At 72.0% G+C, this 26,601-nt stretch carries 24 protein-coding genes and 1 tRNA gene; 11 read left to right on the top strand and 14 right to left on the bottom strand.

What is annotated here, in order from left to right; translation table 11 throughout:
* The first annotated feature begins 32 nt into the window (after positions 1-32).
* From ACGH2B_RS14545 to ACGH2B_RS14535, 3 genes are all read left to right on the top strand, one after another.
* Positions 33-2,300, top strand: a complete 2,268-nt coding sequence (locus tag ACGH2B_RS14545) for a heterodisulfide reductase-related iron-sulfur binding cluster (RefSeq protein WP_399088766.1) — start codon at positions 33-35, stop codon at positions 2,298-2,300.
* 310 nt (positions 2,301-2,610) lie between these two features.
* On the top strand, positions 2,611-3,144 hold the full coding sequence (locus ACGH2B_RS14540) for a GNAT family N-acetyltransferase (protein WP_399088764.1): 534 nt from the start codon (positions 2,611-2,613) through the stop codon (positions 3,142-3,144).
* Between the two features lie 174 nt (positions 3,145-3,318).
* Positions 3,319-4,236, top strand: a complete 918-nt coding sequence (locus ACGH2B_RS14535; RefSeq protein ID WP_399096996.1) for a Yip1 family protein — start codon at positions 3,319-3,321, stop codon at positions 4,234-4,236.
* 227 nt (positions 4,237-4,463) lie between these two features.
* Here the strand turns inward: ACGH2B_RS14535 and ACGH2B_RS14530 are convergent, their stop codons facing one another.
* The 3 genes from ACGH2B_RS14530 to ACGH2B_RS14520 form a co-directional block, all read right to left on the bottom strand.
* Positions 4,464-4,961, bottom strand: coding sequence for a phosphoribosyltransferase (locus ACGH2B_RS14530; protein ID WP_399088762.1), 498 nt, complete (start codon positions 4,959-4,961; stop codon positions 4,464-4,466).
* Positions 4,962-5,082: 121 nt separating this feature from the next.
* Complete coding sequence (dcd, locus tag ACGH2B_RS14525; protein ID WP_399088760.1) at positions 5,083-5,658, bottom strand: dCTP deaminase; 576 nt, start codon at positions 5,656-5,658, stop codon at positions 5,083-5,085.
* Between the two features lie 214 nt (positions 5,659-5,872).
* The gene (locus ACGH2B_RS14520) at positions 5,873-6,058 is read right to left on the bottom strand and encodes a hypothetical protein (protein WP_345089704.1); all 186 of its coding nucleotides are present in this window, start codon (positions 6,056-6,058) and stop codon (positions 5,873-5,875) included.
* A 248-nt stretch (positions 6,059-6,306) separates the two neighbouring features.
* Here ACGH2B_RS14520 and ACGH2B_RS14515 point away from each other — a divergent pair.
* Positions 6,307-6,380: transfer RNA gene (locus ACGH2B_RS14515), tRNA-Gly, on the top strand.
* Positions 6,381-6,925: 545 nt separating this feature from the next.
* Here the strand turns inward: ACGH2B_RS14515 and ACGH2B_RS14510 are convergent.
* Together ACGH2B_RS14510 and ACGH2B_RS14505 are read right to left on the bottom strand one after the other, a co-directional pair.
* The gene (locus ACGH2B_RS14510) at positions 6,926-7,387 is read right to left on the bottom strand and encodes a hypothetical protein (protein ID WP_399096993.1); all 462 of its coding nucleotides are present in this window, start codon (positions 7,385-7,387) and stop codon (positions 6,926-6,928) included.
* A gap of 44 nt (positions 7,388-7,431) precedes the next feature.
* Positions 7,432-8,493, bottom strand: coding sequence for a DMT family transporter (locus ACGH2B_RS14505; RefSeq protein ID WP_399088758.1), 1,062 nt, complete (start codon positions 8,491-8,493; stop codon positions 7,432-7,434).
* A gap of 75 nt (positions 8,494-8,568) precedes the next feature.
* Here ACGH2B_RS14505 and ACGH2B_RS14500 point away from each other — a divergent pair, with 75 nt between their 5' ends.
* Positions 8,569-9,501: a LysR family transcriptional regulator gene (locus ACGH2B_RS14500; RefSeq protein WP_399088756.1), complete on the top strand. Its 933-nt coding sequence runs from the start codon at positions 8,569-8,571 to the stop codon at positions 9,499-9,501.
* A 471-nt stretch (positions 9,502-9,972) separates the two neighbouring features.
* Here the strand turns inward: ACGH2B_RS14500 and ACGH2B_RS14495 are convergent, their stop codons facing one another.
* From ACGH2B_RS14495 to ACGH2B_RS14470, 6 genes are all read right to left on the bottom strand, one after another.
* Positions 9,973-10,806, bottom strand: a complete 834-nt coding sequence (locus ACGH2B_RS14495; RefSeq protein ID WP_399088754.1) for an urease accessory protein UreD — start codon at positions 10,804-10,806, stop codon at positions 9,973-9,975.
* Positions 10,803-11,507, bottom strand: a complete 705-nt coding sequence (ureG, locus tag ACGH2B_RS14490) for an urease accessory protein UreG (RefSeq protein WP_399088752.1) — start codon at positions 11,505-11,507, stop codon at positions 10,803-10,805. Before ureG ends, ACGH2B_RS14495 begins: the two co-directional genes overlap by 4 nt.
* Positions 11,508-11,578: 71 nt before the next feature.
* Positions 11,579-12,253 (bottom strand): urease accessory protein UreF, encoded by a 675-nt coding sequence (locus ACGH2B_RS14485; RefSeq protein WP_399088750.1) that lies wholly within the window; start codon positions 12,251-12,253, stop codon positions 11,579-11,581.
* Positions 12,254-12,304: 51 nt separating this feature from the next.
* Positions 12,305-14,335 carry an urease subunit alpha gene (locus tag ACGH2B_RS14480; protein ID WP_399088748.1) on the bottom strand — a complete coding sequence of 677 codons (2,031 nt, stop codon included), beginning with the start codon at positions 14,333-14,335 and terminating at the stop codon, positions 12,305-12,307.
* Positions 14,328-15,077 (bottom strand): urease subunit gamma, encoded by a 750-nt coding sequence (locus ACGH2B_RS14475; RefSeq protein ID WP_399088746.1) that lies wholly within the window; start codon positions 15,075-15,077, stop codon positions 14,328-14,330. The genes ACGH2B_RS14480 and ACGH2B_RS14475 overlap by 8 nt, the downstream gene beginning before the upstream one ends.
* A 570-nt stretch (positions 15,078-15,647) precedes the next feature.
* Positions 15,648-16,280: a TetR/AcrR family transcriptional regulator gene (locus ACGH2B_RS14470; protein WP_399088744.1), complete on the bottom strand. Its 633-nt coding sequence runs from the start codon at positions 16,278-16,280 to the stop codon at positions 15,648-15,650.
* Positions 16,281-16,446: 166 nt separating this feature from the next.
* Here ACGH2B_RS14470 and ACGH2B_RS14465 point away from each other — a divergent pair, with 166 nt between their 5' ends.
* The 4 genes from ACGH2B_RS14465 (at position 16,447) to ACGH2B_RS14450 (ending at position 20,964) form a co-directional block, all read left to right on the top strand.
* Complete coding sequence (locus ACGH2B_RS14465) at positions 16,447-17,628, top strand: serine hydrolase domain-containing protein (RefSeq protein ID WP_399088742.1); 1,182 nt, start codon at positions 16,447-16,449, stop codon at positions 17,626-17,628.
* Between the two features lie 205 nt (positions 17,629-17,833).
* Positions 17,834-18,004, top strand: a complete 171-nt coding sequence (locus ACGH2B_RS14460; protein WP_399088740.1) for a hypothetical protein — start codon at positions 17,834-17,836, stop codon at positions 18,002-18,004.
* A gap of 693 nt (positions 18,005-18,697) precedes the next feature.
* Positions 18,698-19,225, top strand: coding sequence for a hypothetical protein (locus ACGH2B_RS14455; RefSeq protein WP_399088738.1), 528 nt, complete (start codon positions 18,698-18,700; stop codon positions 19,223-19,225).
* A gap of 104 nt (positions 19,226-19,329) precedes the next feature.
* Positions 19,330-20,964 carry a multicopper oxidase family protein gene (locus ACGH2B_RS14450; protein WP_399088736.1) on the top strand — a complete coding sequence of 545 codons (1,635 nt, stop codon included), beginning with the start codon at positions 19,330-19,332 and terminating at the stop codon, positions 20,962-20,964.
* A 124-nt stretch (positions 20,965-21,088) separates the two neighbouring features.
* Here the strand turns inward: ACGH2B_RS14450 and ACGH2B_RS14445 are convergent, their stop codons facing one another.
* Together ACGH2B_RS14445 and ACGH2B_RS14440 are read right to left on the bottom strand one after the other, a co-directional pair.
* Positions 21,089-22,180 carry a 3-oxoacyl-ACP synthase III family protein gene (locus ACGH2B_RS14445; protein WP_399088734.1) on the bottom strand — a complete coding sequence of 364 codons (1,092 nt, stop codon included), beginning with the start codon at positions 22,178-22,180 and terminating at the stop codon, positions 21,089-21,091.
* A 197-nt stretch (positions 22,181-22,377) separates the two neighbouring features.
* Positions 22,378-23,259, bottom strand: coding sequence for an SDR family NAD(P)-dependent oxidoreductase (locus ACGH2B_RS14440; RefSeq protein WP_399096991.1), 882 nt, complete (start codon positions 23,257-23,259; stop codon positions 22,378-22,380).
* Between the two features lie 483 nt (positions 23,260-23,742).
* On the opposite strand from ACGH2B_RS14440, the gene ACGH2B_RS14435 reads away from it, so the two are divergent.
* A complete protein-coding gene (locus ACGH2B_RS14435; RefSeq protein ID WP_399088732.1) occupies positions 23,743-24,690 on the top strand; it encodes an NAD-dependent epimerase/dehydratase family protein in 948 nt (315 codons plus the stop codon).
* Positions 24,691-24,814: 124 nt separating this feature from the next.
* On the opposite strand, the gene ACGH2B_RS14430 is transcribed toward ACGH2B_RS14435, so the two are convergent.
* Positions 24,815-25,372: a DinB family protein gene (locus tag ACGH2B_RS14430; protein ID WP_399088730.1), complete on the bottom strand. Its 558-nt coding sequence runs from the start codon at positions 25,370-25,372 to the stop codon at positions 24,815-24,817.
* Between the two features lie 174 nt (positions 25,373-25,546).
* Between ACGH2B_RS14430 and ACGH2B_RS14425 the strand changes: the two genes are divergently transcribed.
* Entirely contained in the window at positions 25,547-26,557 is a 1,011-nt protein-coding gene (locus ACGH2B_RS14425) for a helix-turn-helix transcriptional regulator (protein WP_399088728.1), read from the top strand.
* Positions 26,558-26,601: the final 44 nt, after the last annotated feature.

Here is a 26,601-nt window from a genome sequence, read left to right as displayed (position 1 = left end):
GTCCCCGCTCTCGCAGGCCCGAGGAGCCATCAATGCAACTCGCCGCGATCATCGTGTCGCTGGTCCTAATCGCGGTCGGCGTCGCGCTGTTCGGCCGTGCCATCGCACAGATCTACCGCTTCGTACGGCTCGGCCAGAACATCCCCGCCGGCTCCCGGACCGACGACCCGAAGCAGCGCACCGTCACCGTGGTCAAGGAGTTCCTCGGCCACACCCGCATGAACCGCTGGGGCGTCGTCGGCGTGGCGCACTGGTTCGTGGCGGTGGGCTTCTTCTCGCTGCTGCTGACGATCGTCAACGCCATCGGCCAGCTCTTCAAGGCGGACTGGATCCTGCCGGTCATCGGCGACTGGGCCCCGTACAACGTCTTCGTCGAGTTCCTCGGCACGATGACGGCGCTCGGCATCGCCGTGCTGATCGTGATCCGCCAACTGAGCAAGCCGGGGAAGCCGGGGCGCAAGTCCCGCTTCGCGGGCTCCAACTTCGGCCAGGCGTACTTCGTCGAGGCGGTCATCCTCATCGTCGGCGTCTGCATCTTCATGCTGCACGCGCTGGAGGGCGCCCAGCACCATGTGGACGGCTACGAGGCGTCGTTCTTCATCTCCTACCCGGTCGTCAACTGGCTGGAGGGGATGGACGTCGCGACGCTCCAGAACCTCACCTACTTCTTCGCCGGGCTGAAGATCGCGACGTCCTTCATCTGGATGATCACCGTCTCGCTCAAGACCGACATGGGCGTCGCCTGGCACCGCTTCCTCGCCTTCCCCAACATCTGGTTCAAGCGCGAGGCGGACGGCGATGTCGCGCTCGGCGCGCTGCAGCCGATGACCAGCGAGGGCAAGGAGATCGACTTCGAGGACCCGGGCGAGGACGACCAGTTCGGCGTCTCGCAGATCGAGCACTTCTCCTGGAAGGGCCTGCTCGACTTCTCCACCTGCACCGAGTGCGGTCGCTGCCAGTCGCAGTGCCCCGCCTGGAACACCGGTAAGCCGCTGTCGCCGAAGCTGCTGATCATGGCGCTGCGCGACCATGCCCACGCCAAGGCGCCGTACCTGCTCGCCGGTGGCGGCAAGGACGCCGAGGGCGCGGAGAAGGCGACCGCCGAGCAGTTGGCGGACGTCCCGGCGTCGGCGCTGGCCGAGGCCGAGCGGCCGCTGATCGGCACCCTCGAAGAGGGCGGCGTCATCGACCCGGACGTGCTGTGGTCCTGCACCACCTGCGGCGCCTGCGTCGAGCAGTGCCCGGTCGACATCGAGCACATCGACCACATCGTCGACATGCGCCGCTACCAGGTCATGATCGAGTCCAGCTTCCCCAGCGAGGCGGGCACGATGCTGAAGAACCTGGAGAAGAAGGGCAACCCCTGGGGTCTGGCCAAGAAGCAGCGGCTGGCCTGGACGAAGGAGGTCGACTTCGAGGTCCCGGTCGTCGGCAAGGACGTCGAGGACCTGACCGAGGTCGACTACCTCTACTGGGTCGGCTGCGCCGGCGCCCTGGAGGACCGCGCGAAGAAGACCACCAAGGCGTTCGCCGAACTGCTGCACATCGCGGGCGTGAACTTCGCGATCATGGGCGGCGACGAGAAGTGCACCGGTGACTCCCCGCGCCGCCTGGGCAACGAGTTCCTCTTCCAGCAGCTCGGCGCGGAGAACGTCGCCACGCTGAACGCCGCGTTCGGTGAGGACGACGAGGACCCGGAGACCAAGAAGCCGAAGTCCGCCAAGAAGATCGTCGCGACCTGCCCGCACTGCTTCAACACGATCGCCAACGAGTACCCGCAGCTCGGCGGCGAGTACGAGGTCATCCACCACACGCAACTGCTCCAGCACCTCGTGGACGAGGGCAAGCTGGTGCCGGTCACGCCCGTCGAGGGCCTGATCACGTACCACGACCCCTGCTACCTCGGCCGGCACAACAAGGTCTACACACCGCCGCGCGAGATCATCGCCAAGGTGCCGGGCCTGCGGAACGAGGAGATGCACCGCCACAAGGAGCGCGGCTTCTGCTGCGGCGCCGGCGGCGCCCGTATGTGGATGGAGGAGCGCATCGGCAAGCGGATCAACAACGAGCGGGTCGACGAGGCGCTCTCCCTCAACCCCGACATCGTCTCGACCGCCTGCCCGTTCTGCCTCGTCATGCTGACCGACTCGGTCAACGGCAAGAAGAACGACGGCAAGGCGAAGGAGTCGATCCAGGTCGTGGACGTCGCGCAGCTACTGCTCGACTCCGTCAAGACACCCGCCGACCCGGCCGACGACACCCCCGCCGAGGACGCCCCGGAGCCCGAACCGGCGAAGTGAGGCCGGTGCCCCGGGCCGCCCCTCAGCAATCCTTCGGGCGCGCCCGGGCGGCCCCCTGACGGCAGGCCCCGCCGACGGCCGGTCCGTACCGATACCGCGAGAGCGGTGCCGGTACGGGCCGGCCGTCGGCGTTTCCGGTCTTCGGGTCCGGGTCGGGTCCGGGTCGGGGTCGGGTCCGGGTCGGGTCCGGGTCGGGGTCGGGTCCGGGTCGGGTCCGGGTCGGGTCCGGGACTCCCCTACGGGTTCCGCCCGTCGGGCCGGGGTGGAAATCCGGGCGACGTCCGGGGCGCCGTCCGGCACGATGACGGCCATGACCTCAGCCCCGGCACCCGACGCCCGGCCCGGCGACAGCGCGCCCGGACGCGGTACCGCCGCCACCGGAGACACCGCCGACGACGGCGTCCGCGTCCGCCGCGCCACCGCCGCGGACGCCCGCGCCATCGCCCACGTCCACCGCGAGTCCCGGCGGGTCACCATGCCCTACCTCCCGCCGCAGCGGCACGACCTCGACGGCGTCACCGCCTGGATCCGCGACCAGCTACTGCCCGTCTGCACCACCTGGGTGGCCGAACGCGGCACGGACGTCATCGGCTACGCCGCCGTCCGCGGCGACGCGCTCGAAGACCTCTATCTCCACCCGGACGAACTGCGCCGCGGGCTCGGCACCCGGCTCCTGGAAACGGCGCTCGGTCACCGGCCGGACGGCCTCACCCTGCATGTCTTCGAGGCCAACACCGGTGCCCGCGCCTTCTACGCCCACCACGGCTTCACCACCGTCGCCACCGGCTCCGACAACATGGAGGGCCTGCCCGAGCTGACCCTCCACCGGGGGCCGGCCCGCTGAGGCGCGCGTCCCCTCGGGGCATCCCCTAGGGGGCGTGGCCGGTTTGGGCAGGTAGCGGTGTCCGGTTACCCCTAGGGGATGTCACAGCTCGGCAGCAAACCCCCCTCCCGCCGTCCCGGGCTGTCACCGGGCCGGTGCGGAGCAGGTACGTTCGAGGGCGTGGCTGGATTCAGGATGGGTCGCGGACAAGATCCCCGCGCCGCACAGGACAGGCAGCAGCAGGGGCAGCAGGCACCGTACGGGCAGGGCCCCTACGGGCAGCAGCCCCCGCCCCCGCACGCCCAGTGGCAGCAGCCGCAGCCCGGGCCGTACGGCGGCGGGCCCGGCGCCACACAGCCGGACCGCCCCGGCGAGCCGGAGTACTTCGGCGACGGCGGCTACCAGCAGCAGCCGTACCCCCCGTACTCCACCGCCGACGCCCCCGGCCACACCCAGCAGTTCAGCCTCGGCGAGGCCCCGGACGCGTACGGGCAGCAGCCCTACGGGGACGACGGCCGGCAGTACGACGACGGTGGTGTCTACCGTGCCGGGCAGAACACCGCCCCGTCCGGCCCCCGGCTGCACTGGAAGCAGTTGCTGTCCGGCATCGTGCTGCGGCCGGTGGCGACGTTCTGGCAGATGCGCGACCACCAGGTCTGGGCGCCCGCGCTGATCGTCTCGTTCCTCTACGGGCTGCTCGCCGTCTTCGGCTTCGACAAGGCGCGCGAGGACGTCCTCAACGCCACGCTCGCGCAGAGCATCCCGTGGGTGCTGATCACCGCCGTGATGTTCATCGTCGGCGGTCTGATCCTCGGCGCGGTCACCCACACCCTCGCCCGCCAGCTCGGCGGCGACGGCGCCTGGGCGCCCACCATCGGCCTGTCGATGCTGATCACGGCCGTGACGGACGCGCCCCGGCTGCTCTTCGCGATGTTCCTCGGCGGCGACAGCCCGCTGGTGACGGTCCTGGGCTGGCTGACCTGGCTGGCCTCCGGCTTCCTGCTGACACAGATGGTCAGCAAGTCCCACGACCTGCCGTGGCCCAAGGCACTGGGCGCCTCCGCGATCCAACTGGTCGCCCTGCTCGCCCTGGTCAAGCTCGGCACGCTCTGACCGTACGACCGTCCGGGTGGCTGTTTCACGTGAAACAGCCACCCGGCCCGTACGGACCGAAGGGCCCCGCCCCCGGATTTCTCCCGGGGACGGGGCCCTTCGGCCGTCGTCCGTCGTCCGTTTTGGCTGTGGGGCCCGCCCGGACCGGCATCGGCCCAGCGAACGCCGGAACGCCGAAGGGGCCGCGACGCTCTGCCACGGCCCCTTCGGATCAGTTCGTTCGCCCGTCAGGCGTCCAGCACCTGGTCGTCCCGGCGGACCACCGGCGGCTGCACGGACCACGGGAAGTTGATCCAGTCATCGGTGCGCTTCCACACGTACTCGCACTTCACCAGCGAGTGCGACTTCTCGTAGATCACCGCGCTGCGGACCTCCGCGACGGTGTCCTTGCAGAAGTCGTGCACCAGCTTGAGCGTCTTGCCGGTGTCGGCGACGTCGTCGGCGATCAGCACCTTCTTGTCGCTGAAGTCGATGGCGTTCGGCACCGGCGCCAGCATGACCGGCATCTCCAAGGTGGTGCCCACACCGGTGTAGAACTCCACGTTCACCAGGTGGATGTTCTTGCAGTCCAGCGCGTACGCCAGGCCACCGGCGACGAAGACTCCGCCGCGGGCGATCGACAGCACGACGTCGGGCTCGAAGCCGTCGTCGGCGATCGTCTGCGCCAGTTCGCGGATGGCTCCGCCGAACCGCTCGTACGTCAGGTTTTCCCGTACATCACTCACGAATCTCTCTCAGACCTTCTCTGTCTTACGCCCTGTGCGCGCCACGCCCCGGGGCGCAAGCCCCGCCTTCGCACGCCGTACGCCACCCCCGCCGCGCACGCTCGCTCCGGCGGGCGCGCCTTCACACCTGAGTACGGTGGAAATTCTTGAAGGACCGCGACGGGGTCGGCCCCCGCTGGCCCTGATACCGGGAGCCGTACCGCTCAGACCCGTAGGAGTGCTCGGCCGCCGAGGTCAGGCGGAACATGCAGAGCTGCCCGATCTTCATCCCCGGCCACAGCTTGATCGGCAGCGTCGCCACATTGCTCAGCTCCAGGGTCACGTGCCCGCTGAACCCCGGGTCGATGAACCCGGCCGTCGAATGCGTCAGCAGCCCCAGCCGCCCCAGTGAGCTCTTGCCTTCGAGCCGGGAGGCCAGATCGTCCGGCAACGTGATGACCTCGTACGTCGAGGCCAGTACGAACTCGCCGGGGTGCAGGATGAACGCCTCGTCACCCTCCGGCACGACCTCACGCGTCAGGTCGGCCTGCTCCATGGCGGGGTCGATGTGCGGGTAGCGGTGGTTCTCGAACACCCGGAAGTAGCGGTCGAGACGCACGTCAATGCTGGACGGCTGCACCATCGACTCGTCGTAGGGGTCGATGCGCACCCGACCGGCGTCGATCTCGGCCCGGATGTCCTTGTCTGAGAGAAGCACGGGGACGAGGATACGCGCCCGCCCACCCGGACCTCACCCGCGACGGACGGGCGTGACCTGCGCAACTCCGGCCGCGGTGATCCACCGCACCGGCCGACGGCCGCCGGGCCCGGACACGAGGACGGCCCGGCCCCACCGGGACCGGGCCGTCACCCGTCACTCCTGCTTCCGTCGGTTCCGGCCCGCCGCGGCACCTGCCGGGCGGGCCGCCGGGCTACCGCTTCGCGTACTCCACCGGTACCGCGTTGCGCAGCCGTGCACAGCGCGGGCACCGCAGCAGCCGTCCGGGACCGAGCCGGTCGGTGGTCTGCATCGGGAACGAAGCGGTGCTGAACACGTGCCCCTCGGCACAACGGACGACGGTGCGCTCCATCAAGTCCTCTCCCAACTGCGTGGACAACGAAAGCCACATTAGGGGATCAACCGGGCGCCTTCCCCAGTGGCACTCCGCCACCGGAAAGCCCCGCCGAGGACCATGGACCCACCCGCTCGGCAACCGGGGAACCACCCCACCGTACGCCCCAACTCCCGCTCCCACAGCAGCTTCACACCATCGGGGCCACCACCCCGCACCGTGGCGCCGCACGCGCCGGCCGGGCCATGGGGTACAGTGTCCGCAGTTATCTCGCCGCACATGCTGGCGATTTCGCGGGTGTAGTTTAATGGTAGAACATGAGCTTCCCAAGCTCAGAGCGCGGGTTCGATTCCCGTCACCCGCTCCAGACGGAAGCCCCAGGCCAGTGGCCTGGGGCTTACTTGTTTCCGACACTCTGACCTGTGGAACGCCAAACAGGCAGGTGCTGATCCCGCCCGAACCTCGTTCGGGGCGAAGAGGTCGTGGGTTCAAGTCCCGCCTCCCCGACAGGTGAAACACCAAGTGAAAGCCCCGGTCCTTCCGAGGATCGGGGCTCTCATACGTTCCCAGGTGGCCGTTTAGGAGAAATCCGGCAGAAGATCTTGGCACAGGGGCTCCCCAATGAGGCCCGCACCTGGCCGGCCATTCCAGAGCCGGGGGGGCGATCAGCCTGGCAGCCGCAAACACGCCGGGCCACACGGCTGATCGATATCCCGGGCCCTCGCAACCACCGTGATACGCATCATGGCTCTGTGCACCGATAAACAGCCCACTGTCATATCGGGCGCTGAACTCAGCGAGAACTTTTTCCCCGCCCATAACCGCTTGGGCGCAGGGGCCGCGTCCGTCGTGGCCCGAAGGGGCGCCTGCACCCTTCTCCGTTGCCGACCGACCGACTTCGACTGCGGCGATCTACGTATCCACTGTCACTGCGTACGTCACGCCGCCCAGCCTCGCAGGACAAGCCACCGCTCGCGGCAGCAATGCCAACTCCGAACCGCCCTTGCGCACACCCTCCGAGCAAAAGCCCCTGGGTACAGCGCAAGCCCCTTCAGCGGCAAACCCAGCCGCCGCGCCACTCCCGTGCCGGATCGAGCGGTAAACGACGGTCAACAGGGGCCCAGAAATCCGTGACGGCCGCGTACGCATGGACTTCAGCTCCGCGTGTCCTGCGTCCAGCCTCTTCAGCGCGCCGCAGCCCACCAGGCCGTTACCGTCCCGGACCGACCAGAACGTGATGTCGGGCTTGCGGAGGCTGTCGAGATCGAGTGCGTGCTTGCTCTCCAACGGCGTGATGGGCCGCATCTGCTGGACGTGCTCCTGGAGGAACCGGGCGATCTCAGGGCCGCTGAGATCGTCTACTGCGATCTTCAACTCGTTCACCCTTCTTCGGGTGTTCCCGAACGCGTAAGGGGCGGTCACTTGGCGGAGACTTCGTCGGGGGGTGCCGCGCGCGACGGAGTCGCCGTACGCCCCGTGCGTTGCGAAAGAGCCGCGCCGGCCAGGATGGCGACGGCGCCCACCGGCTGATGCCAGTTCAGCGCCTCGTCCAGGACGACGACGCCCGCCAGCGTGGAGACGACGGGGACCAGGTAGGTCACCATCGATGCGATGGTGACGCCGGCGTCCCGCACCAGACCGTACTGAATCAGGAACGCCGCTCCCGTGCCCAGCGCACCCAGGATCAGGAGGGAGAGCACCTGTGCGGCCGGGAAGGCCGTGGGCGCCGAGGTGAGGAAGGGGGTGACCACGGCAAGCTCGACGGCACCCGCGATCAGTTGGGCGGCCGCCAGGGGCAGCGCGGAGTGGCCGGAGCCGGTGACGAAGCGCCGGACGTATACCCATCCCGCGCCCATGCTCATGGCCGCCCCCAAAGCCATGCCCGCACCCGCCGGGTCTCCCACGTCGGCACCGTTCCAGATGCCGAAGACCACCAGCACCCCGGCGAATCCGAGGGCCATGCCAGCCATCTGGTTACGGTGGGGACGCTCCCCCGGCAGCGCGCTGACCGCCACCAGCAGTGTGAACAGAGGGGTGGTGGCGTTGCAGATGCCGGCGAGCGCGGAGGTGATCCGCTCCTCGGAGTAGGCGAAGAGCGTGAAGGGGACGGCGTTCAGCAAGAGCGCAGCCACGGCGAGATGGCCCCACAGGAGCCCGATCCGCGGAAGCGGCTGCCGTCGGACCACGAGGACGGCAAGCAGGGCGAGGGCACCGAAGGCGACGCGGCCCAGAGATACCTGGAGCGGCGCGAACGCCTGCCCGCTGATTTTGACGAAGAGGAAGCTCAGCCCCCAGACCAACGCGAGGAGACCGAAGCGCACCCGCCAGTCGAGAGGGGAGCGGGAGGCGCCGGGGTGTTGCGGAGCACCGGGACCGACGCGGTGGACGGCGGCCGCGGGAGCGGCGTGGGGAGAGGAGTGCGGGGCGGGGCGGGGCAAGGAGGAGGCTGCCTCGTCGGCCCCGGGGCGTAGCGAGTCCATGGAGGAAACCCTGCGATCACCGCCCGTCAACGACAAGCAATAAAATGTGATCCGCCGATGTAGGAGTCCTTCACCGTGCTCAATCTCGACCGCCTCCGCACCTTGCGAGCCCTCGCTCAGTACGGCTCCGTCAGCGCGGCAGCGGACGTCCTGTACGTATCGGCGTCCGCCGTCTCCCAGCAGATCCGCAAGCTGGAGCACGAGTGCGGGCACCGCATCGTGATCCGCAGCGGGCGCGGCGTGGAACTGACACCTGTGGCCCGCCTGCTGGCGGACCGTGCCGCACACATCCTGGAGCTGGTGGACCGTACCGAGGCCGAGTTGCAGGCACACCGGTCAGATGTGGTGGGCACGCTGACGTTGGGTGCCTTCCCCACGGCGGCCCGGGGCCTGGTCCCCCACGCCTTGCGCCTGCTGGGCGAGCGTGCGCCCGACCTCGAAGTGCGGATCAACGAGCTCGACTCCGCGTCGCCTCTGGTACAGGTGGAACGTGGCGACCTGGATGTCGGAGTGGTCCAGGACTGGGCCCACTCGCCTCTGGCTTGGCCCGCCGACGTGGCAAAGCGGCTCGTGGTGACGGACACCGCCAAGGTGGCCCTGCCCGAAGAACACCACCTTGCCGAGCGCACCTCGGTGGGCATCGGTGACCTCGTTGACGAACCGTGGATCAGCCGGGCGCGACGCTCGACATGCCACGAGTGGCTGGTACTCACCATGCGGAGTCACGGTGCGGAGCCCCGCATCGTGCACACCGTCGACGAGCACCCCACCCAACTGGCCCTTGTCTCGGCGGGAGTGGGTCTGGCTGTAGTGCCCACGCTGGGCCTTGGGCCGCTTCCCGCCGGCATCCGGGTCGTAGACGTCGAGCCGACGCTGATCCGCCGGGTGTACGCGACGTGGCGCACGGACGGGTCGGTCCGTCCATCGGTCCTTGCCGTCGTCGAAGCCCTGGCCGAGGCCGGCGGCACGGCGGGTCGTCTGCCGTCACCGCGCCCCGGCCTGCGCTGAGGCGCCACTACCGGGGCGTCCGAGAGCATGCACGCATGCACGCCGCCGATTGCCTACGGTGATCCTCACCTCGCCTGAGCCGGTCGCCGGCCGGTCGTCGCCCTCACCACCGCCTCCGCAAGCCGTCGTGCCACTCCCGTGCCAGATGGAGCGGTGAACAGCGGTCGGCAAGTGCAGGAGAAGCATTCGGGAGCACCATCCCCAGTAGCTGCGTCTTCGCTGGTCAGATGGCCATCAGGCCCCCGAAAGCCCCCTGATTCCCAATCTCAGAACGCGGGTTCGCTTCCCGTCACCCGCTCCATAGTTGAGGCCCAGGTCGGCGACCTGGGCCTTGTTTGTCGTCCGGACCGCTTCGGGGTGCGGGGCACGCCTGTGGCATAACGCACCGTTGGGCACGCCGACTTGGGGGAGCGCCCCGCGTCCGTCCGTCCGGCCCGTCGCCCACCGTCGGCCGGCCGGGCAGCGGGGTGGTTACCGCCCGTCCGCCGGGGCCGGGCGGGGTACGGCGGCCCGCGCGGTGTCGAGGAGCTGGCGTAGGCGCAGGGCGTCCGGGGCGACGGCGGTGGCCAGGACGGCGGGGCCGGTCAGGGGGGTGAGGGCCGCGTGGCAGCCGTCGGAGGCGTCGCCGAAGAGTTGCACGGTCGGCGGGGCGGTCTCGAAGGCCGGGTCGATGACGAGGAGTTGGCCGGTGGCGCGGTGGGCGGCGAGGACGGCCGGGCCGTCCCAGCCGGGTGCGCCGGGGCCGTACTCGGTCTCCTGGACGAGCAGGGTGCGGCCGGCGCGGCGGACGGTGAGGCGGGTGGCGACGTGGCCGGGCGGTTCGCCGGTGCGTCCGAGGATCTGTTCCTCGCGCAGGACGAGGCGGGCGGTGGGGGCGAGGTCGATGGTCCAGCTCTGGTGCAGATTGCTGCCTGCGGCGCAGATCAGGGGCTTGGGCTGCCAACGGAGTTCGGCGCGGTCCGCGACGGTGAGGTGGATGTCGTAGGTGGCGGGTGCGGAGGTGGTGCCGCGCAGGGCGAGGGTCGCGGCGGCGGAGGTGAGGTGGAGGGTGGCGTCCTGGTGCGCGGTGGCCTCGATACGGAGCCGGTCGCCGCCGAGCGGGGCGCTCATGGCGCCGATGACGCATACCCGCGCCTCGGTCCCCCGGGCGCGCAGGCGCCGCAGTTCGAAGGGGCCGTCGCCGTCGAGGACGGGCAGGGTGGTGACGCCGCCGCGGTCGACCGCCGTGATGCGGGCGGTGGCGTGCACACCGGCCACCGGGTTCCGCGGGGCTTCGGGGGCGTTCCTCTCGTCCGTGAGCGTCATGCGGCGGCGCTCGTGGTCCAGGCGGTGAGGCGGTCGCGGACCCAGGCGGCGACGGGGGTGACACCACCGTCGGACTTGACGTTGGTGAACACCACCGGCAGCTCCCCACGCTGCGCCTTGGCATCGCGGGCCATACCCTCCAGATCCACCCCGACATACGGAGCGAGGTCGGTCTTATTGACGATCAGCAGGTCAGCGGTGGTGACACCGGGACCACCCTTACGGGGAATGTCATCACCACCCGCCACATCGATCACGAAGATCTGCGCATCGACCAGACCCTTGGAGAACGTCGCGGTGAGGTTGTCGCCACCGGACTCGACCAGGATCAAATCCAGCGGCCCGACCTCGTCCTCCAGATCCTCGACGGCTTCGAGGTTGGCGGAGATGTCGTCGCGGATCGCGGTGTGCGGGCACGCACCCGTCTCCACCGCCTTGATCCGCTCGGCGGGCAGGACCGCCTCACGCAGCAGGAACTCCGCGTCCTCACGCGTATAGATGTCATTGGTGACGACAGCGAGGGAGAGTTCGTCGCGCAACGCGCGGCACAGGGCGGCGACGGTGGCGGTCTTGCCGGTGCCGACCGGGCCACCCAGACCGATCCGCAACGCACGGCGGGAACCGTCGGGGCGGACCGGCGCCGCGGCGCTGTAGCTGTGACGGTGCGGGAAGATCTCGTCGAGTTCGTGGTCGAGGTGCATACAGACTCCGTAAGTCGAGCGGGCGCGTGAGGCGCCCGGGGCCGCCGGGAACACGGGCTCCCGGCGGCGGGTCAGGAAGCGAAGAGACGGACCGGCCAGGCCGCGTGCTGCTCGGCGGTGAGATCCAGCAACGGCGCGGACGCGGCCGGCAGGACATCGACACCTTCCCCCGGAACGCGCCGGGCAGCGGCGACAGCAGTGGCGGCCACCCGGTCCACCTCGGGAGCCAGACGGGCGAGGACGGCGGTCGCGTCGAACGGATCCAGGCTCAGCAACCGGACCACCGCCGTCGCCGGACCGCTGACACTCTCGTACACAGCGGCATACGCGGCATCCAGCGACGCCAGCCCCGCCGAACGGGCCGCGAGACCCAGCACCACCGGCTGATGCGCACCACGCGGACGCGCCGCCGCCAACGCGGCCAACTCCGCCGACGGCCACGCCGCCCGCGCCGCCCGCATCATCTGCCGCCCCAACCGACGCGCCGCACTCCGCAACGCCGGAACCGGAGTACGCGCATCCGCCGCGTCGTCGAGCGCCAACGGATCACCACCGGCCGCGGCAGCCGCCGCGAGCCCCGCCGCAACCAGACCCGCGGTATGCAACCGCCCCCGGCAGAACACCTCCAAAGAAGCGGCATCCGTGACACGCCCGGCCGCGACCGCCGCCTCCGCCCCACCGGAATGCGCATGCCCCCCAGCAGGAAACCGGCCATCAGCCAGCACCATGAGAGCGGCCCGGCTCATCGCCGACCCCCAAGACGCGTACCACTCATAGCCAACATCACCCGCGCCGCATCAGAAGAGGAAGTACCGCTGGGCCATGGGCAGTTCACTGACGTAAGCCCGATCGACGATCTTGTCGTCGACGAAAGTCGTCACATCCGTCACCTTCGCGCCGCCGATGATGACCTCGTAGGTGTCGGGGTCGATCTTGACGTCGGGGGTGGCGCGGTTCTCCTTCATGTGTTCCTTGAAGACGCCACGGGTGCTGGTGATGGCCTTGAACGGCTTGTTCAGCTCGCGGCGCCGGGGCCGGTCGTCGTCCGGCATCTCCGGGGCGTTCGCCTTCCGGGCGGCGCTCGCGTCGATGGCCCGCTGCGTGACGAAGTTGTAGGAGATGGCGCCCGGTGCCAGGCCGGTGGACCCCCACATGGGGCGCGGCAGTACCGGCTGCGGCGTGGGGATCGAGGCGTTGGCGTCGCCCACCTGCGCGTACGCGATCTGGCCGCCCTTGATGACCAGATGCGGCTTGACGCCGAAGAACCTCGGCTCCCACAGGACGAGGTCGGCCAGCTTTCCGGTCTCCACCGACCCCACCACCTCGGCGATGCCGTGGGCGAGGGCGGGGTTGACCGTGTACTTCGCGACGTACCGGCGAGCGCGGCGATTGTCGGCGAACGGCTCCTCGGGGTCCGGCGTGGTATCCGCCGCCCCGGCGCCTTCCGGCTCCGCGTCCGGCTCTTCCCGGGGTGCCTTCTCCGACGCCTTCTTCGGCAGGTCCTCCTCGAGGAAGCCGCGGCGCACCTTCATGACGTGCGCGGTCTGCCAGGTGCGCATGATCATCTCGCCGATGCGGCCCATGGCCTGGGCGTCCGAGGACATGATCGAGATGGCGCCGAGGTCATGCAGGATGTCCTCGGCGGCCATCGTGGAGGGCCGGATACGGGAGTCCGCGAACGCCAGGTCCTCCGCGACCTGCGGGTTGAGGTGATGGGCGACCATCACCATGTCGAAGTGCTCCTTGACCGTGTTGACGGTCAGCGGCCGGGTGGGGTTGGTGGAGGCGGGGAGGATCTTCGGCAGACTCACCATCTTGATCATGTCGGGGGCGTGGCCGCCGCCCGCGCCCTCCACGTGGAAGACGTGGATCGGGCGGTCACCGATGGCCTCGATGGTCTTCTCAAGGAAACCGGCCTCGTTCAGCGAGTCGGCGTGCAGCGCGAGTTGGACGCCGGTGTCCTCGCAGACCTGAAGGCAGTGGTCGAGAGCGGCCGGGGTGGCGCCCCAGTCCTCGTGGATCTTGAAGCCGATGGCGCCGGCGTCGACCTGGTTGAGCAGGGCGTCCTTCGACATGGTGGCGCCCTTGCCGAGCAGTCCGACGTTGACCGGGAAGGAATCCAGCGCCTCGAAGGTGCGGTCCAGATGCCAGGAGCCGGGCGTGACGGTGGTGGCGGTGGAGCCCTCCGCCGGGCCCGTACCGCCGCCGATGAGTGTGGTGACGCCCGAGGCGAGGGCCACGCCGACCTCGTCGGGGCAGATGAAGTGGACGTGCGTGTCGATCCCGCCCGCCGTGAGGATCCGGCCCTTGCCCGAGATGATCTCGGTCTCCGCGCCGACGACGAAGTCGGTGGGTGTCGGCCCGATGCCGTTGTGCGGTCCGGCGCCCTCGTGCACCGGATTCATGATCTCGGGGTTGCACCCCTTGCCAATCGCCATGATCTTGCCGTCCCGGAGGGCGACATCGGCCTTGACGACGCCCCAGTGGTCGAGCACGACGACGCCGGTGATGATCGTGTCCGGGGGTGTGACCGCGCCACGGGCCGTCGCCTCGGCATCCCCCTCGGGCCGCCGCGGATCACGCGGGTAGGCGGACTGCCCCATCGATTCGCGGATGACCTTGCCGCCACCGAAGACCAGCTCGTCGCCGCTGCGTCCGGGGCCGCCCGACCAGTCGGCCTCGATCTTGATCTTCAGCGCCGTGTCGGCGAGGCGGATACGGTCACGGACCGTCGGGCCGAACCGGTCCGCGTAGGTGGCTCGGGTCAGCGGAGCGTTACGCTCCGGCTCCTCCTGGCAGCAGGGGCAGCCGTTCGGGCACTCAGACATGCTTCGGGCACCCCTCGTCATCGAATTCCCCGTCGACGTCGTCGAGGGAGCCGTCCTTCTTCCTGGGCAGGCCCGGCTCGTTCAGGCTCAGGCCGTGGACCCGCCTCTCACCCTCGATGCGTACGAGTTCGACCTCTTCCTCGAAGCCCGGCTCGAACCGCACCGAGCTGCCGGATGGCACGTTGAGGCGGTAGCCCCACGCCGCGTGGCGGGAGAACGTGAGCTTGGCGTTGGCCTCGGCGAAGTGGAAGTGTGAACCGACCTGGACGGGGCGGTCCGCCTCGTTCTTGACCATGATCTTGATCTTGTGCGGGACCGTGCTCCCGCCCTTCGCGGCCGCGTCGCCGCTTTCCACGTTGAACTCCACCACCCGGTCGCCCTCCAGCGGGGAGAAGTCCGTCTTCCCCGGCCAGACGGCCGGCTCCTCGCCCTTGCCCGGCTCGGGGAAGGGGTCATGGATGGTGACCAACTTCGTGCCGTCCGGGAATGTCGCCTCGACCTGCACGTTCTCGATCATTTCGGGGATGCCCTCCATGACCTCCTCCCGGGACAGCACCTTCCGCCCGGAGGACATGAGGTCCGCGACGGTCCTCCCGTCCCTGGCGCCCTCCAGGACATGCACGATCAACAACGCCATCACTTCGGTGTAGTTGAGCCGTACGCCCCGGGCCCGGCGCTTCTCGGCGACCTCCGCCGCCAGATACATCATCAGGCGTTCCTGCTCATGCTGCGTCAGGTGCACAGACCTACCTCGTGTTCGTCCCGCCCCGGACGGGTGTCGCCCCGGGCCCTACGCGTTGCGGTTCGGCCGTGTGCCCTCGCGCGGACCATGTGCCCTCGCGCGGACAAGGGGAAGCCGGAGGATTTCCGCCGCGCTCCGTCCGGCGCGGCTCCCACACCGCCGCTGGTCAACGGCCCACTCGTAGCGCTGATTTGATCACCGGGCCGGAGTGACACCTCACGATCGCCCGGATCAGCACCCTCACGGGGGAATACCGAAACCGCCATTCGAATGAAGCCCTGCGGCTGACGCGTGGGGCGGATCGTCAGACCCGGCAAGCGGGCGTCCCGGTCACCTGTCGGCGAGCGGGGCGTGGTGGTCTTGTTCCAGGCGGGCGGAACAGGCGGGTGGAGCAGGCGGGTGGAGCAGGCGGGTGGAGCAGGCGGCGCCGGTGTCCGGCGCCGTGGGGTGGCCGCCGGGGACGACAGCCGTGGCGAGAACGCGGGTCGAGAACGCGGGTGGTGAAGTCGTTCGCAGAGGGGCCGGCAGCGCGCCCGGGGCCGGCTCCGTCGGCCCCGGCCCCGGCCCGGGTCACGTTCTGCGGTAGTACCCCAGGAACATGTCCACACCGCGTTCCACCAGGCGTTCCGCGAGGTCGGGCGAGAGGCGTTCGCCGTATCCGCTGTGGACGATGTGCGGGTAGAGGACCAGTGCGTAGAACTGGAGGATCGCCAGTTCCATGTCCGGGATGTCCAGGTCGGCGTGGGTTTTCAGGGCGGCGGCGAGCGGTTCGGCGAAGCGGTCCGGGCCCTGGGCGCGCCAGGCGCGGCCCAGTTGGGGGAAGCGGTGCGACTCGGCGGCGATGAGCGCGCGCAGCGCCAGCACCTCGTCCTGGGCGATGCCCTCGACCCAGCCGCGGGCCGCGGCGGCGAGCACCTCACGGATGTCGTCGTCGGCCGCCAGTCGCCGGTTCATCGCTCGGGCCGAGTCGCCCAGGGCCTGGTCGAGCGCGTCGCCGACCACCTCGGTGAACAGGTCCTCCTTGCTGCCGAAGTGGTTGTAGATCGTCACCTTCGACACGCCCGCCTCGGCGGCGATCTGGTCCACACCGATGCCGAATCCGTGGCGGAGGAACTGTTCCCGGGCGGCTTCGATGATCGCCGCGCGCTTGCGGGCCGCGCGCTCCCCCGACGGCAGCTTCCGCTTGTTCGTGGAGTCCTTCATCGGCCTCATGCTAGCAACTATTTGAACTGAACAGTTGAGTTCATGTGAACTGGACCGTACAGTTTGATTCGCCTCGTCGGCCGGCGTCGGCGCCGTCCCCCGACGTGCCTGTCATGGGCGGGCCGATCGGCCCAACCTGCTAGCAGATCAACGGAGTTGAGAATCCATGAGCCGCATCGGTGCCGCCCCTCCGGCCCCGCCCGCGCCGTCCGCCCCGCCCGCGGTCGCCGTGTACGGCACGGCCGACGCCCGATTCACCGCCGTACGCGCCGCGTTCGCCGCCGTGGCGGCCGGAGAGCCGGGGCTGAGCGCGCAGTTGGCCGTACGGCTGCACGGGCGGCCGGTCGTCGACCTGTGGACCGGCCCGGGCGTCACCGGTGACTCCCTGTTCGCCCTGTACTCCTCGGGCAAGGGCGCCGCCCACCTGGTCACGGCGCTGCTCGTGCAGGACGGCGTACTGGAACTCGACCGGCCCGTGGCGCGCGACTGGCCCGAGTTCGCCGCCGACGGGAAAGCCGGACTGACGCTGCGCGACCTGCTGTCCCACCGGGCCGGGCTCCTCGGCACGCCGGAGGGGCTGAGCACCTCGGAACTCGCCGACGAACCACGCCTGGCGGAACTGCTCGCGGCGCTGCCCCCGGCCTGGGCGCCGGGCGGCGGGTACGGCTACCACGCCTTCACCGCCACGGCGCTGACCGGCGAGGTCGTACGCCGCCTCACCGGCCGCACGCTCCAGGAGCACTACGGCGAGCGGCTGCGGATCCCCTACGGGCTCGACTTCCACCTCGGGCTGCCCGCGAGCGAGGAGAGCCGCTATCTGCCCGCACAACCCGGCCGGGCGGACGCGGACCGGGGGCCTGCCCCCACCGGTCTGACCGCTCTCGCCTTCAACGCGCACGCCGATCCGCCCACCGACCTGGTGGCGTACGCCAACACCCGTGAGGTGCGCGCCCAGGGTTCGGCCTCCTCGGGCAGCGTCGGTACGGCGCGGGGGCTGGCCAAGATGTATGCCGCGGCGATCTCGCCGGTCGACGGCCGCGTCCCGCTGCTCGGCCCGGACGTGCTCGCGGAGTTCACCGCCCCGCACACCCCCGGCACGGACCTGGTCACCGGCGAGGTGGACCACTTCCTGCTGGGCTTCGAGGCCCAAGGCGTGCGGTACGGGCGGTCGTTGAGCGCGCGGGCGTTCGGCCACAGCGGGGCGGTCGGCGCGCAGTCCTTCGCGGACCCCGCCACCGGGATCGCCTACAGCTACACCCGCCGCAGCTTCGCGCCCGGAGGCGGGGGCGCCCCCGAGAACCACCGCCTGATCGCCGCGGTCGCCGCCGCCGTCGGAGTCCATCACTGAGACCTTGGACGCCCGCCCGGGTCCGTTCGGCGGGCGGGCCGGGGCGGTCCCGGCGCACCGTCCGGGCGCCGCCTCCGCGGCGTCCGCCGTACGGCAAGTCGCCCTCCGAGGGCCGCCGTTGCGCGCAGACGCACCTGCACGGCCGTGCAGGTGCGGCGATTCCCGGCCGTGCCGAGGCGGTGCCGGAGCGGCCCGAACTCATGGCATGGCGCCCGGCGTGCCGGGAGGCGCCCTGTGGGACTGGGCGGCACGCCATGACCGGTGGCTGACCTGGGCCGCGCTGACCGCGACCGGACTGGGCTGCGCCGCCGCCGTCGCGGCCCTGGCCCGCACGGGACGGCTCCGGGCGGCGGATCCGGAGCCGGTGGGGGCCTGAGGGCCGACGGGCCGGCGGGCCGGCGGGCCGGCGGGCCGGCGGGCCGGCGGGCCGGCGGGCCTGAGGGTCGACGGGCCTGAGGGTCGACGGGCCTGAGGGTCGACTGGCTGCCGGACTGGCGGTCCGGGGTCGGTAGCCCGGAGGTCCGGAGTCCGGCGATCCGGCGATCCGGCGATCCGGCGGGCTGCCGGTCCGGGGGCCCGGACCTCGGGGGCCCGGAGTCCGGCGGCCTGGAGCCCGGAGTCCGGCGGCCTGGCAGCCCGGCGGTGTCCCGCGGCGGGGTGGGGGAGTGTGCCTGCCCCGCCCCAGGGCGCCGGGCGCGCTCGGCCGTGCCGGGAACGCCCGCCGGTACGGTCCCGCCGGTACGGTCCCGCCGGTACGGTCCCGCCGGTACGGTCCCGCCGGTACGGTCCCGCCGGTACGGTCCCGCCGGTACGGTCCCGCCGGTACGGTCCCGCCGGTACGGTCCCGCCGGTACGGTCCCGCCGGTACGGTCCCGCCGCACACAACTCCCGGGGCCGCGCGGGGGTGCGGGTCTCCGGGGCCCGTCCGGCACCGGGGCGCACCCCGCTCCCCGCCGTCCCAGGTCACCGGCCGTGCCCGCACCGTGCCGCGCCCCGTTACGCCCTCCGTATACCCCCTCCCGGTACGATCCGGGGACGACGGGTCGACGGACGCAGGGGAGGTCGCGCAGTGGCCGGGCAGTGGAGGGTCACCGCTTGGTGCGGGCGACTGCTGCTCTTCGCCGCGCTGGTCTTCGGCATCGTCGCGATGCACAGCCTCGGGCACTGCGCCGGGCACCCCGCCTCCCCGACCGCCGGGAGCGGCGCCGCGGCGCACCACGCCCCGGGGCCGGAGGCGATGGCGCCCGCCCGTATGCCCCTCGCCCACGGGCCCATGGACATGGGCGGGGGCGCGTCCTCCGCCATGGCGGTACGGGACTCCGGGGCCACGGCGCCGGAGGCGGGCCCGGCCCGCCTCTCCGGCGACACCGCCGCGCCCCGGGCGCACGCGCCGCTGCCTCCGGGCGGGGCGGACCCGGCGGCCATCTGTCTGGCGGTGCTCACCGCCGTCTCCCTCGTGCTGCTCGGCGCCGCCTTCGCGCGCCGGTCGGCGGACGGGCCGGGGGCGACGCTCGCCCGGCTGCCGCACGCGCTGCGGCCGATCCCGCCGCCGCCCCACGGCATACTCCTCGCCCGAGCCTCGGTGCTGCGCCTGTAGGAGCGCGCCCCGCCGCCCCCGGCCGCCGTCCCGGCACGCCGCGGGGGCCGGCGCACGCGTCCGCCCACTCTTTCGCAGCACACCGATACGAGGTGCATTTCCGTATGCGTACCCCCACCCGCCGTACCGCGCTCGGCGCCGGCATCGCCCTGGCCGGGGGCGGTCTGCTCGCCGCCTGTTCCGGCTCCGGCTCCGGCTCGGACCACTCCGGCCACGGCGGCCCGGCCGCCCGCGACTACGTCTCCCCGGACGGCAAGGAGGTCGCCGCCGCCGAGTCCGCGCGCGAACCAGGCGCCGTCCGCAAGGTGCGGCTCACCGCCACCCCCTCCACCCTCGACCTCGGCGGCCGTACCGTCCGAAGCTGGTCGTACGGGGAGGCGCTGCCCGGCAAGGAGATCCGGGTGACGGCCGGCGACACGCTGGAGGCCACGCTCGCCAACCATCTGCCGCAGTCCACCTCCGTCCACTGGCACGGGCTCGCCCTCCGCAACGACATGGACGGCACGCCGGGGCTCTCCCAGGCGCCGGTCAAGGCGGGCGCGTCGTTCACCTACCGCTTCGCCACCGCGCACCCCGGCACGTACTGGCTCCACCCGCACTCGGGCGTCCAGCAGGACCGCGGGCTGTACGCGCCGCTGATCGTCGAGGACCCCAAGGAGCCGCTGCGGTACGACAAGGAGTGGGTCGTCGTGCTCGACGACTGGGTCGACGGGGTGGACGGCAGCACACCCGACGCGGTCCTCGCGGAGCTGCGCAAGGGCATGGCGGGCATGGACCACGACGGTATGGACCACGGCGGCATGGACATGGAGCACGAGGGCATGGACATGGGCCTGGGCCGCTCCGGGGGCGCGGGCCGGGTGACCACCGCGTCGTGGACCGCCGCCCGGAAGGGGCCCGGCCCGTCCGGCCCGCCCCGGATGATGATGGGCGCGACCAGCGATCTGCTCGGCGGGGACGCCGGGGACGTCGCCTACCCGTACTACCTGGTCAACGGGCGGACGGCGGACGATCCGCAGACCTTCCGCGCCGAGCCCGGCGACCGCGTCCGGATCCGCTTCATCAACGCCGGCGGCGACACCGCCTTCCGCGTCGCCCTCGGCGGCCACCGGATGACCGTCACCCACACCGACGGCTTCCCCGTCACCCACACCGGGACGGACGCACTGCTGCTGGGCATGGGCGAGCGGTACGACGTGCTCGTCACCGTCAAGGACGGCGTCTTCCCGCTCACCGCGCTCGCCGAGGGCAAGAAGCGGACGGCGCGGGCGCTGCTGCGCTCCGGCGGGGGCGCGGCGCCGAAGGCTTCGGCACGCCCGAAGGAGCTGGACGGCAAGCTGCTGCGGGCGGATCAGCTCACGGCCGACGCGTCGGTGCGGCTCAAGGGCGGCAAGCCGGACCGGACGATCGAGCTGCGGCTGACCGGCTCGATGGAGAAGTACGACTGGGCCATCAACGGCGAGCGCTACGACCCGGCGCGGCGTCACCCCGTCCGCGCGGGCGAACGCGTCCGCCTGTCGTTCGTCAACAACACCACGATGTGGCATCCGATGCACCTGCACGGCCACACCTTCTCCCTCGGCTCCTCGGGTCCCCGCAAGGACACCGCGATCGTGCTCCCCGGCCGGACCGTCCACGCCGATTTCGACGCGGACAACCCCGGCCTGTGGATGCTCCACTGCCACAACGTCTATCACTCGGAGTCGGGGATGATGACAGTGCTCGGGTACCTGAAGTAACCCTGAAATTAGGGGAGTTGACCCCTAGGGGACGCGGGCGGGCCGGAGTTTCCCGGTCCGCCCGCGCCACCGGTCGGGGCGCCGCTACACAGGGGAGGCGGGCGGCGCCCCGGGTACAGGGGGGTCACCAGTCGAGGAGGATGACCCCCATGCTCGCGCCGCTGGCGATACCGAAGAGCGCCACCCGCGAGCCCGGCCGCAGCAGCCCCTGCTCCTGGGCGCGGACGAGCTGGAGGGGGAGGGTCGCCGAGGCGATGTTGCCGGTGTGCGGGAAGGTCGGCAGGATCCGGTCCGCGGAGATGCCGACCCGGTCGCAGAAGGCGCCGACGAAGGCGACGGACGGCTGATGCACGCAGATCAGGTCGACGTCGTCGAGCGAGTCGCCCCGCTCCTTCATCCACTGCATGATCCCCTCGGGCAGCCCGTCGAAGGAGGCGAGCAGCCGCCCGGAGTCGATGCTCAGATGCGCCGGCTCGTCCAGGACCTGGTACGGGTTGAAGACCGTCGCGGCGGTCCAGCCCTGGGAGTTGGCGAGGGCGGTACCGGCGGTGATCCCCGGGGTGTCCGACGCCTCCACCAGCACCGCGGCACCGGCGTCGCCGCAGGTCAGCGAGGCGGCGCCGGTGCGGAACTCCTCGGTGTCGGCGAACGACCAGCGGGTGACGCGGGTGCACATCTCACCGGAGGCGATGAGGACGCGGCGGTAGCCGCCGCCGCGGATGAGGGCGTCGGCGACCTCCACGGCGTTCAGCACGCTGTTGCAGGCGTTGGTGACGTCGAAGACCGGGCAGGTCAGGCCCGTCTTGGCGGCCACGATGTGGGCGTTGGCGGGCTCGATGGTGTCGATGCCCACCGCGGAGTAGATCAGCAGGTCGATGTCGTCGGGCGCGGTGCCCGCCTCCGCCATCAGCTTCCTGACCGCGTGGGCGGCGAGGTCGGACGGGCGCTCCCCCTCGGGCGCCACCCGCCGCTCGACCATCCCGTACATCCGGCGCAGCAGTCCGGACGGGACACGGATGCCCGGGCTGTTCGCGCGGACCCGCTCCTCGATCTCCTCCACGGTCTCCACGGTCTCCGGCAGGTGGACGGTCACCTGGGAGATCCGGCTGTACGGAGCGGGTCCGTCACCGCCGCGCCCCGGGAGGCCGTCCACCGCGTCCTGCGGGGCGCCGTCCGTCTCGGATATCCGGCCCGCCACACCATTCACCGCCGTCATCACACATCTCTCCTCGGTCCGTACGGCACGCACGTCACGTGCCGTAGTGCGGGGAAGAACGAGCCGGAACGGCGGAGGTACCGCCCTTCGACCCCCTGTCCGCCCCCTATCCGCGCGCCCCGCTTCCACTAGGGGGTGCGTTCACCACCCCTAGGGGAAACGGGAGTTCAGGCCCCCCGGCGCGGTCCGGGGCCCGGTCACAGCCGGGGCAGCCGGAAGGCCCCGGCCAGGGCGCGGGTCGCCGGCCGCGGGGTGGTGAGGCCGAGGAGGGCGCGCTTGAGGGGGTCGCCCCAGCGGTAGGGGAGGCAGGCGTCGAGGGCCGCGCCGACGCGGGCGTCGCGGCCCACCACGTAGCGGGCCGCCGGGCGCGGCACTGTGAGGGCGCGGTGCACGGCGGCGGCGGGCTCACCGGCGGGGGTGTACCGGGCGCGGTCGCGCAGCGCCGCGGCGGCCGCCCGGTAGGAGCGGGTGAAGTCGGGCGAGACGGTGCTGGGGCGCTCCAGGGACCCGGCCGCCTCCTCCAGCAGCCCGGTGAGGTGCACACCGTGTTCGAGCAGCACCACCCGGATCCCCGTCCCCGCGGTCTCCATCCGCAGGGCGTGCGTCATCGCCGTGACGGCCGCCCGGCTCGCGCTGTACCAGCCCAGCCACGGCAGCACGGCCCGGCCGGACACCGACGAGACGGTGACGATCCGGCCCGCCCCTCGGGCGCGCATCCCGGGCAGGACCAGCCGCGCGAGGCGTCCGGCGGCGAGGAGGTTCAGCTCCAGCAGCCGGTGGATCTCCTCCTCGTCGGTCTCCTCCACCGCCCGCGCCGTCACCGCCGCGGCGGCGTTGACCAGGCCCCATGGCCCGGCGCCGGTGCGGTCGCCGATCTCCGCGACCGCCGCCGCGCACGCCTCGGCGTCGGTCACGTCGAGGGGGAACGCGTGCAGCCGCGCCGCGCCCCGTGCCGCCTCGTCCGTGAGCCGCTCGGCCTCCTCCGGGGTACGGACGGCCGCGAAAACCTCGTACCCGGCATCGGCGAGCCGCAGCGACGACACCCGGCCGATGCCGTTCCCTGCCCCGGTCACCAGCACGCTCTTCAACGGGAACTCCTCACGCCCAACGGCCCGCGACGTGCTCCTCACGACGGGCTCCACAGAGGTAACCAACCGCCCGGAAGCGCCGTACGAGACCCCTGTCCACCCCCTAAGCACCCCCTACCTCTCCGGTCGGCGGCGGGCCGGCCCCGGTGGGGCGGGGCCACGGCCCGTCCGCACCGGCGGATACCGGACAGGGCCGACGGGCGGTCCGGACACCCCGTACAGGCGTGGCCGGGGGAACGGTCCGGGCCCCTCTCGCGGGTGGAACTCCCTGGTCCGGTACTGGTCCGCAGGCGGGGGCGCCCGGGGAGTCCCGCGCACCGGTGGCCGGCCGGCCCGCCACGCCCCGCGACGGGTGGGATGCGGGAGGCCATGGAGGCGGGCGCGCTGGCTGAATTTGCCTTCTGCACGCGGCAGTTGACGATCGACCCCGGCGAAGGAGGTTGCCCGCCGCGGACCGCGCGTTACTGTGCCCGCGTGAGCATTCATGTCGTCATTGGGTACGGGCCCGCCGGGGCGGCCACAGCGCGGTTGCTCGTCGAGAAGGGCCATACGGTACGGGTCGTCACCCGTACGGGACGCGGTCCACAGGACGGGATCGAGCACGTCGCGTGCGACGCGGCCGACACCGAGCGGCTGAAGGAGGCCGTGCGGGGCGCCGAGGTGATCCACCAGTGCGCCGCGCCGCCCTACCAGCGCTGGGGGCGCGAGTGGCCCGCGCTCACCGCGTCGGTCTGCGCGGCGGCCGAGGACAGCGGCGCCGTCCTCGTCATGCTGGGGAACCTCTACGGATACGGGCCGGTCGACGGGGCGCTGACCGAGGAGCTGCCGCTGGCGGCGACGGGCGTCAAGGGCCGGGTGCGCGCCGCCGGTTGGGAGCAGGCGAAGAAGCTGCACGACGCCGGGCGGATCCGGGCGGTCGAGGTGCGCGCCTCGGACTTCTTCGGGCCGGGCGTCACCGACGGCGGGCATCTGGCCGGGCGGGTGCTGCCGAGGCTGCTGGCCGCCAAGGCGGTCTCGGCGCTCGGCGACCCGGACGCGGCGCACAGTTGGACCTACCTTCCCGACGTGGCGCGGGCGATGGTCGAGGTGGCGGGTGAGGAACGGGCCCTGGGCCGCGCCTGGCACGTGCCGACGTCGACCGCCCGCTCGGCCCGGGAGATGGTGGAGCGGCTGACCGGACACGCCGGTACGGAGCCGGTCGAGGTGAAGAAGGTGCCGCCGCTCGCGCTGTTCCTCGGGGGGCTGTTCTCCCCGATGCTGCGGGAGTTGAAGGAGGTCCGGTACCAGTTCGACCGCGGCTTCGTGATGGACGCGTCCGCCTACGAGGCGGAGTTCAGCGTCCGGCACACGCCGATCGACGAGCAGGTCGGGGCGACGGTGGACTGGTGGCGCGACCGCCTGGAGCGGACCGCCGGGAAGTGAGACCCGGGGCGCCCCCGAGACCGGTCGGGGGCGCCCCGGGGAACGGCCTCAGGGGCGTGCGTCGGCAGGACGCACGCCCCTGACGGCGTTCCGGCTCACGGAGGCACCGGGCCGGGCCGCTGGCTCAGCCCATGCTCTTCGCGCCGTCGAGGGTCTCGCGGATGATGTCGGCGTGCCCGGCGTGCTGGGCGGTCTCGGCGATGAGGTGGAGCAGCACCCGGCGGGCCGACCAGCGGACGCCCGGCTCGAACCACGGGGCCTTCGGGAGCGGGTGGTCGGCGCCCAGGTCCGGCAGGCCGGCCACCAGCCCATCGGTGTGCTCGGCCACCTTGGCGTAGTCGTCGAGGATGCCGGCCAGCGTCTCGCCGGGCAGCACGCTGAACTCGTCGGCGCGGCGGGCCAGGTCGGCCTCGGTCATCGCGGTGAAGTCGGGCATGGCGGACGGGCCTTCGACGATGAACCCGGCCCAGGCCCGCTCGACGGCGGTGACGTGCTTGACCACTCCGCCGATGCACAGCTCGCTCGCGGTGGGCCGCGCTCCGGCCTGCTCGTCGGTGAGGTCGCGGGCGGTGAAGCGCAGGAAGTGGCGCTGCTGGGCGAGGGCGGCCAGCAGGTCGGCGTGCTCCCCGGTGGCGGCCTGTGCGGCGGTCTGCTCGGTGGTGTTCTGCTGCTCGGCGGTCATGTCCGCGCCCTCCGTCGGTGGGTCGTCCGGCCGGCGGTGCGTCCGGACGAGGTGTGCGGTGGGTCCGCCGGGCGACGCGTGCGGGCCGTCCGGCGGTTCGTTCCCTCGGTCTGCGACCACGGTAGGAGCCATTGCGGCCACTTTCCGGCCGCAATGCCGGGGAGAATCGGGGGCATGGCGAACACCAGCTCCCGCACCCTGCGCCTGCTCTCCCTCCTCCAGACCCACCGCTACTGGCCGGGCGCCGAACTGGCCGACCGGCTGGAGGTCTCCGCCCGCACCCTCCGGCGCGACGTCGACCGGCTGCGGGAACTGGGCTACCCGGTCGAGGCGCGGCGCGGCGTCGACGGCGGGTACCAGCTCGCGGCGGGCGCGGCGCTGCCGCCGCTGCTGATCGACGACGAGGAGGCGGTGGCGCTCGCCGTCGGGCTCCAGGCCGCGGCGCAGGGCGCGGTGGAGGGCATCGCGGAATCGTCGGTCCGGGTGCTGGCCAAGGTGGTGCAGGTGATGCCGGCGCGGCTGCGGCGGCGGGTGGAGGCGCTGCGGGCGATGACGGTCCCGGCGGACTGGGGCGGTCCGGCCGCGGCCGGCGTCGATCCGGGGGCGCTCACCACGGTGGCGCTGGCCTGCCGGGACAGCGAGGCGCTGCGTTTCTCCTACACCGCCGCCGACGGCCGCCGCACCGAACGCCACGTCGAGCCGCACCGGTTGGTCTGCCCCGGGCGCCGCTGGTACCTCGTCGCGTACGACCTGATGCGGCACGACTGGCGCAGTTTCCGGGTGGACCGGATGACCGGTCCGAGCTGTACGGGGGAACGGTTCCGGCCACGGGAGCTGCCCGCCGAGGACGCCGCCGCGTTCGTCCGTGCCGGACTGGACAACCGGCCGGGCCCCTACCGCGCCGAGGCGCTGGTCGAGGCCCCGGCGGCGGCGGTACGCGCCCGGATCGGCCGGTGGGGCACGGTCGAGGAGACGGACGACGGGCGCTGCCGGGTGGTGTTCGCGGCGGACGCGCTGGAGTGGCCGGCGATGGTGCTGGGCACCCTCGGCGCCGACTTCCAGGTCATCGGACCGCCTGAACTCCGCGTGCTCGCACGGGAGTTGGGCGAGCGGTTCGGACGGGCCGCGGGGCCGGAGGCCCCGGCACCGGGAGCGGGGGGCCGGGTTCCCGGGGCGGAGTGCTGAACCGCCGCCCGTGGCCCGGCCGTGGGCGGAGGGCTGAACCGCCG

Origin of the sequence: Streptomyces sp. BBFR2 (genome assembly GCF_044497305.1) — a bacterium.
Classification (GTDB): domain Bacteria; phylum Actinomycetota; class Actinomycetes; order Streptomycetales; family Streptomycetaceae; genus Streptomyces.
Note: the sequence above shows the minus strand (reverse complement) of the source record. Positions and strands in the feature narration are given on the sequence as shown.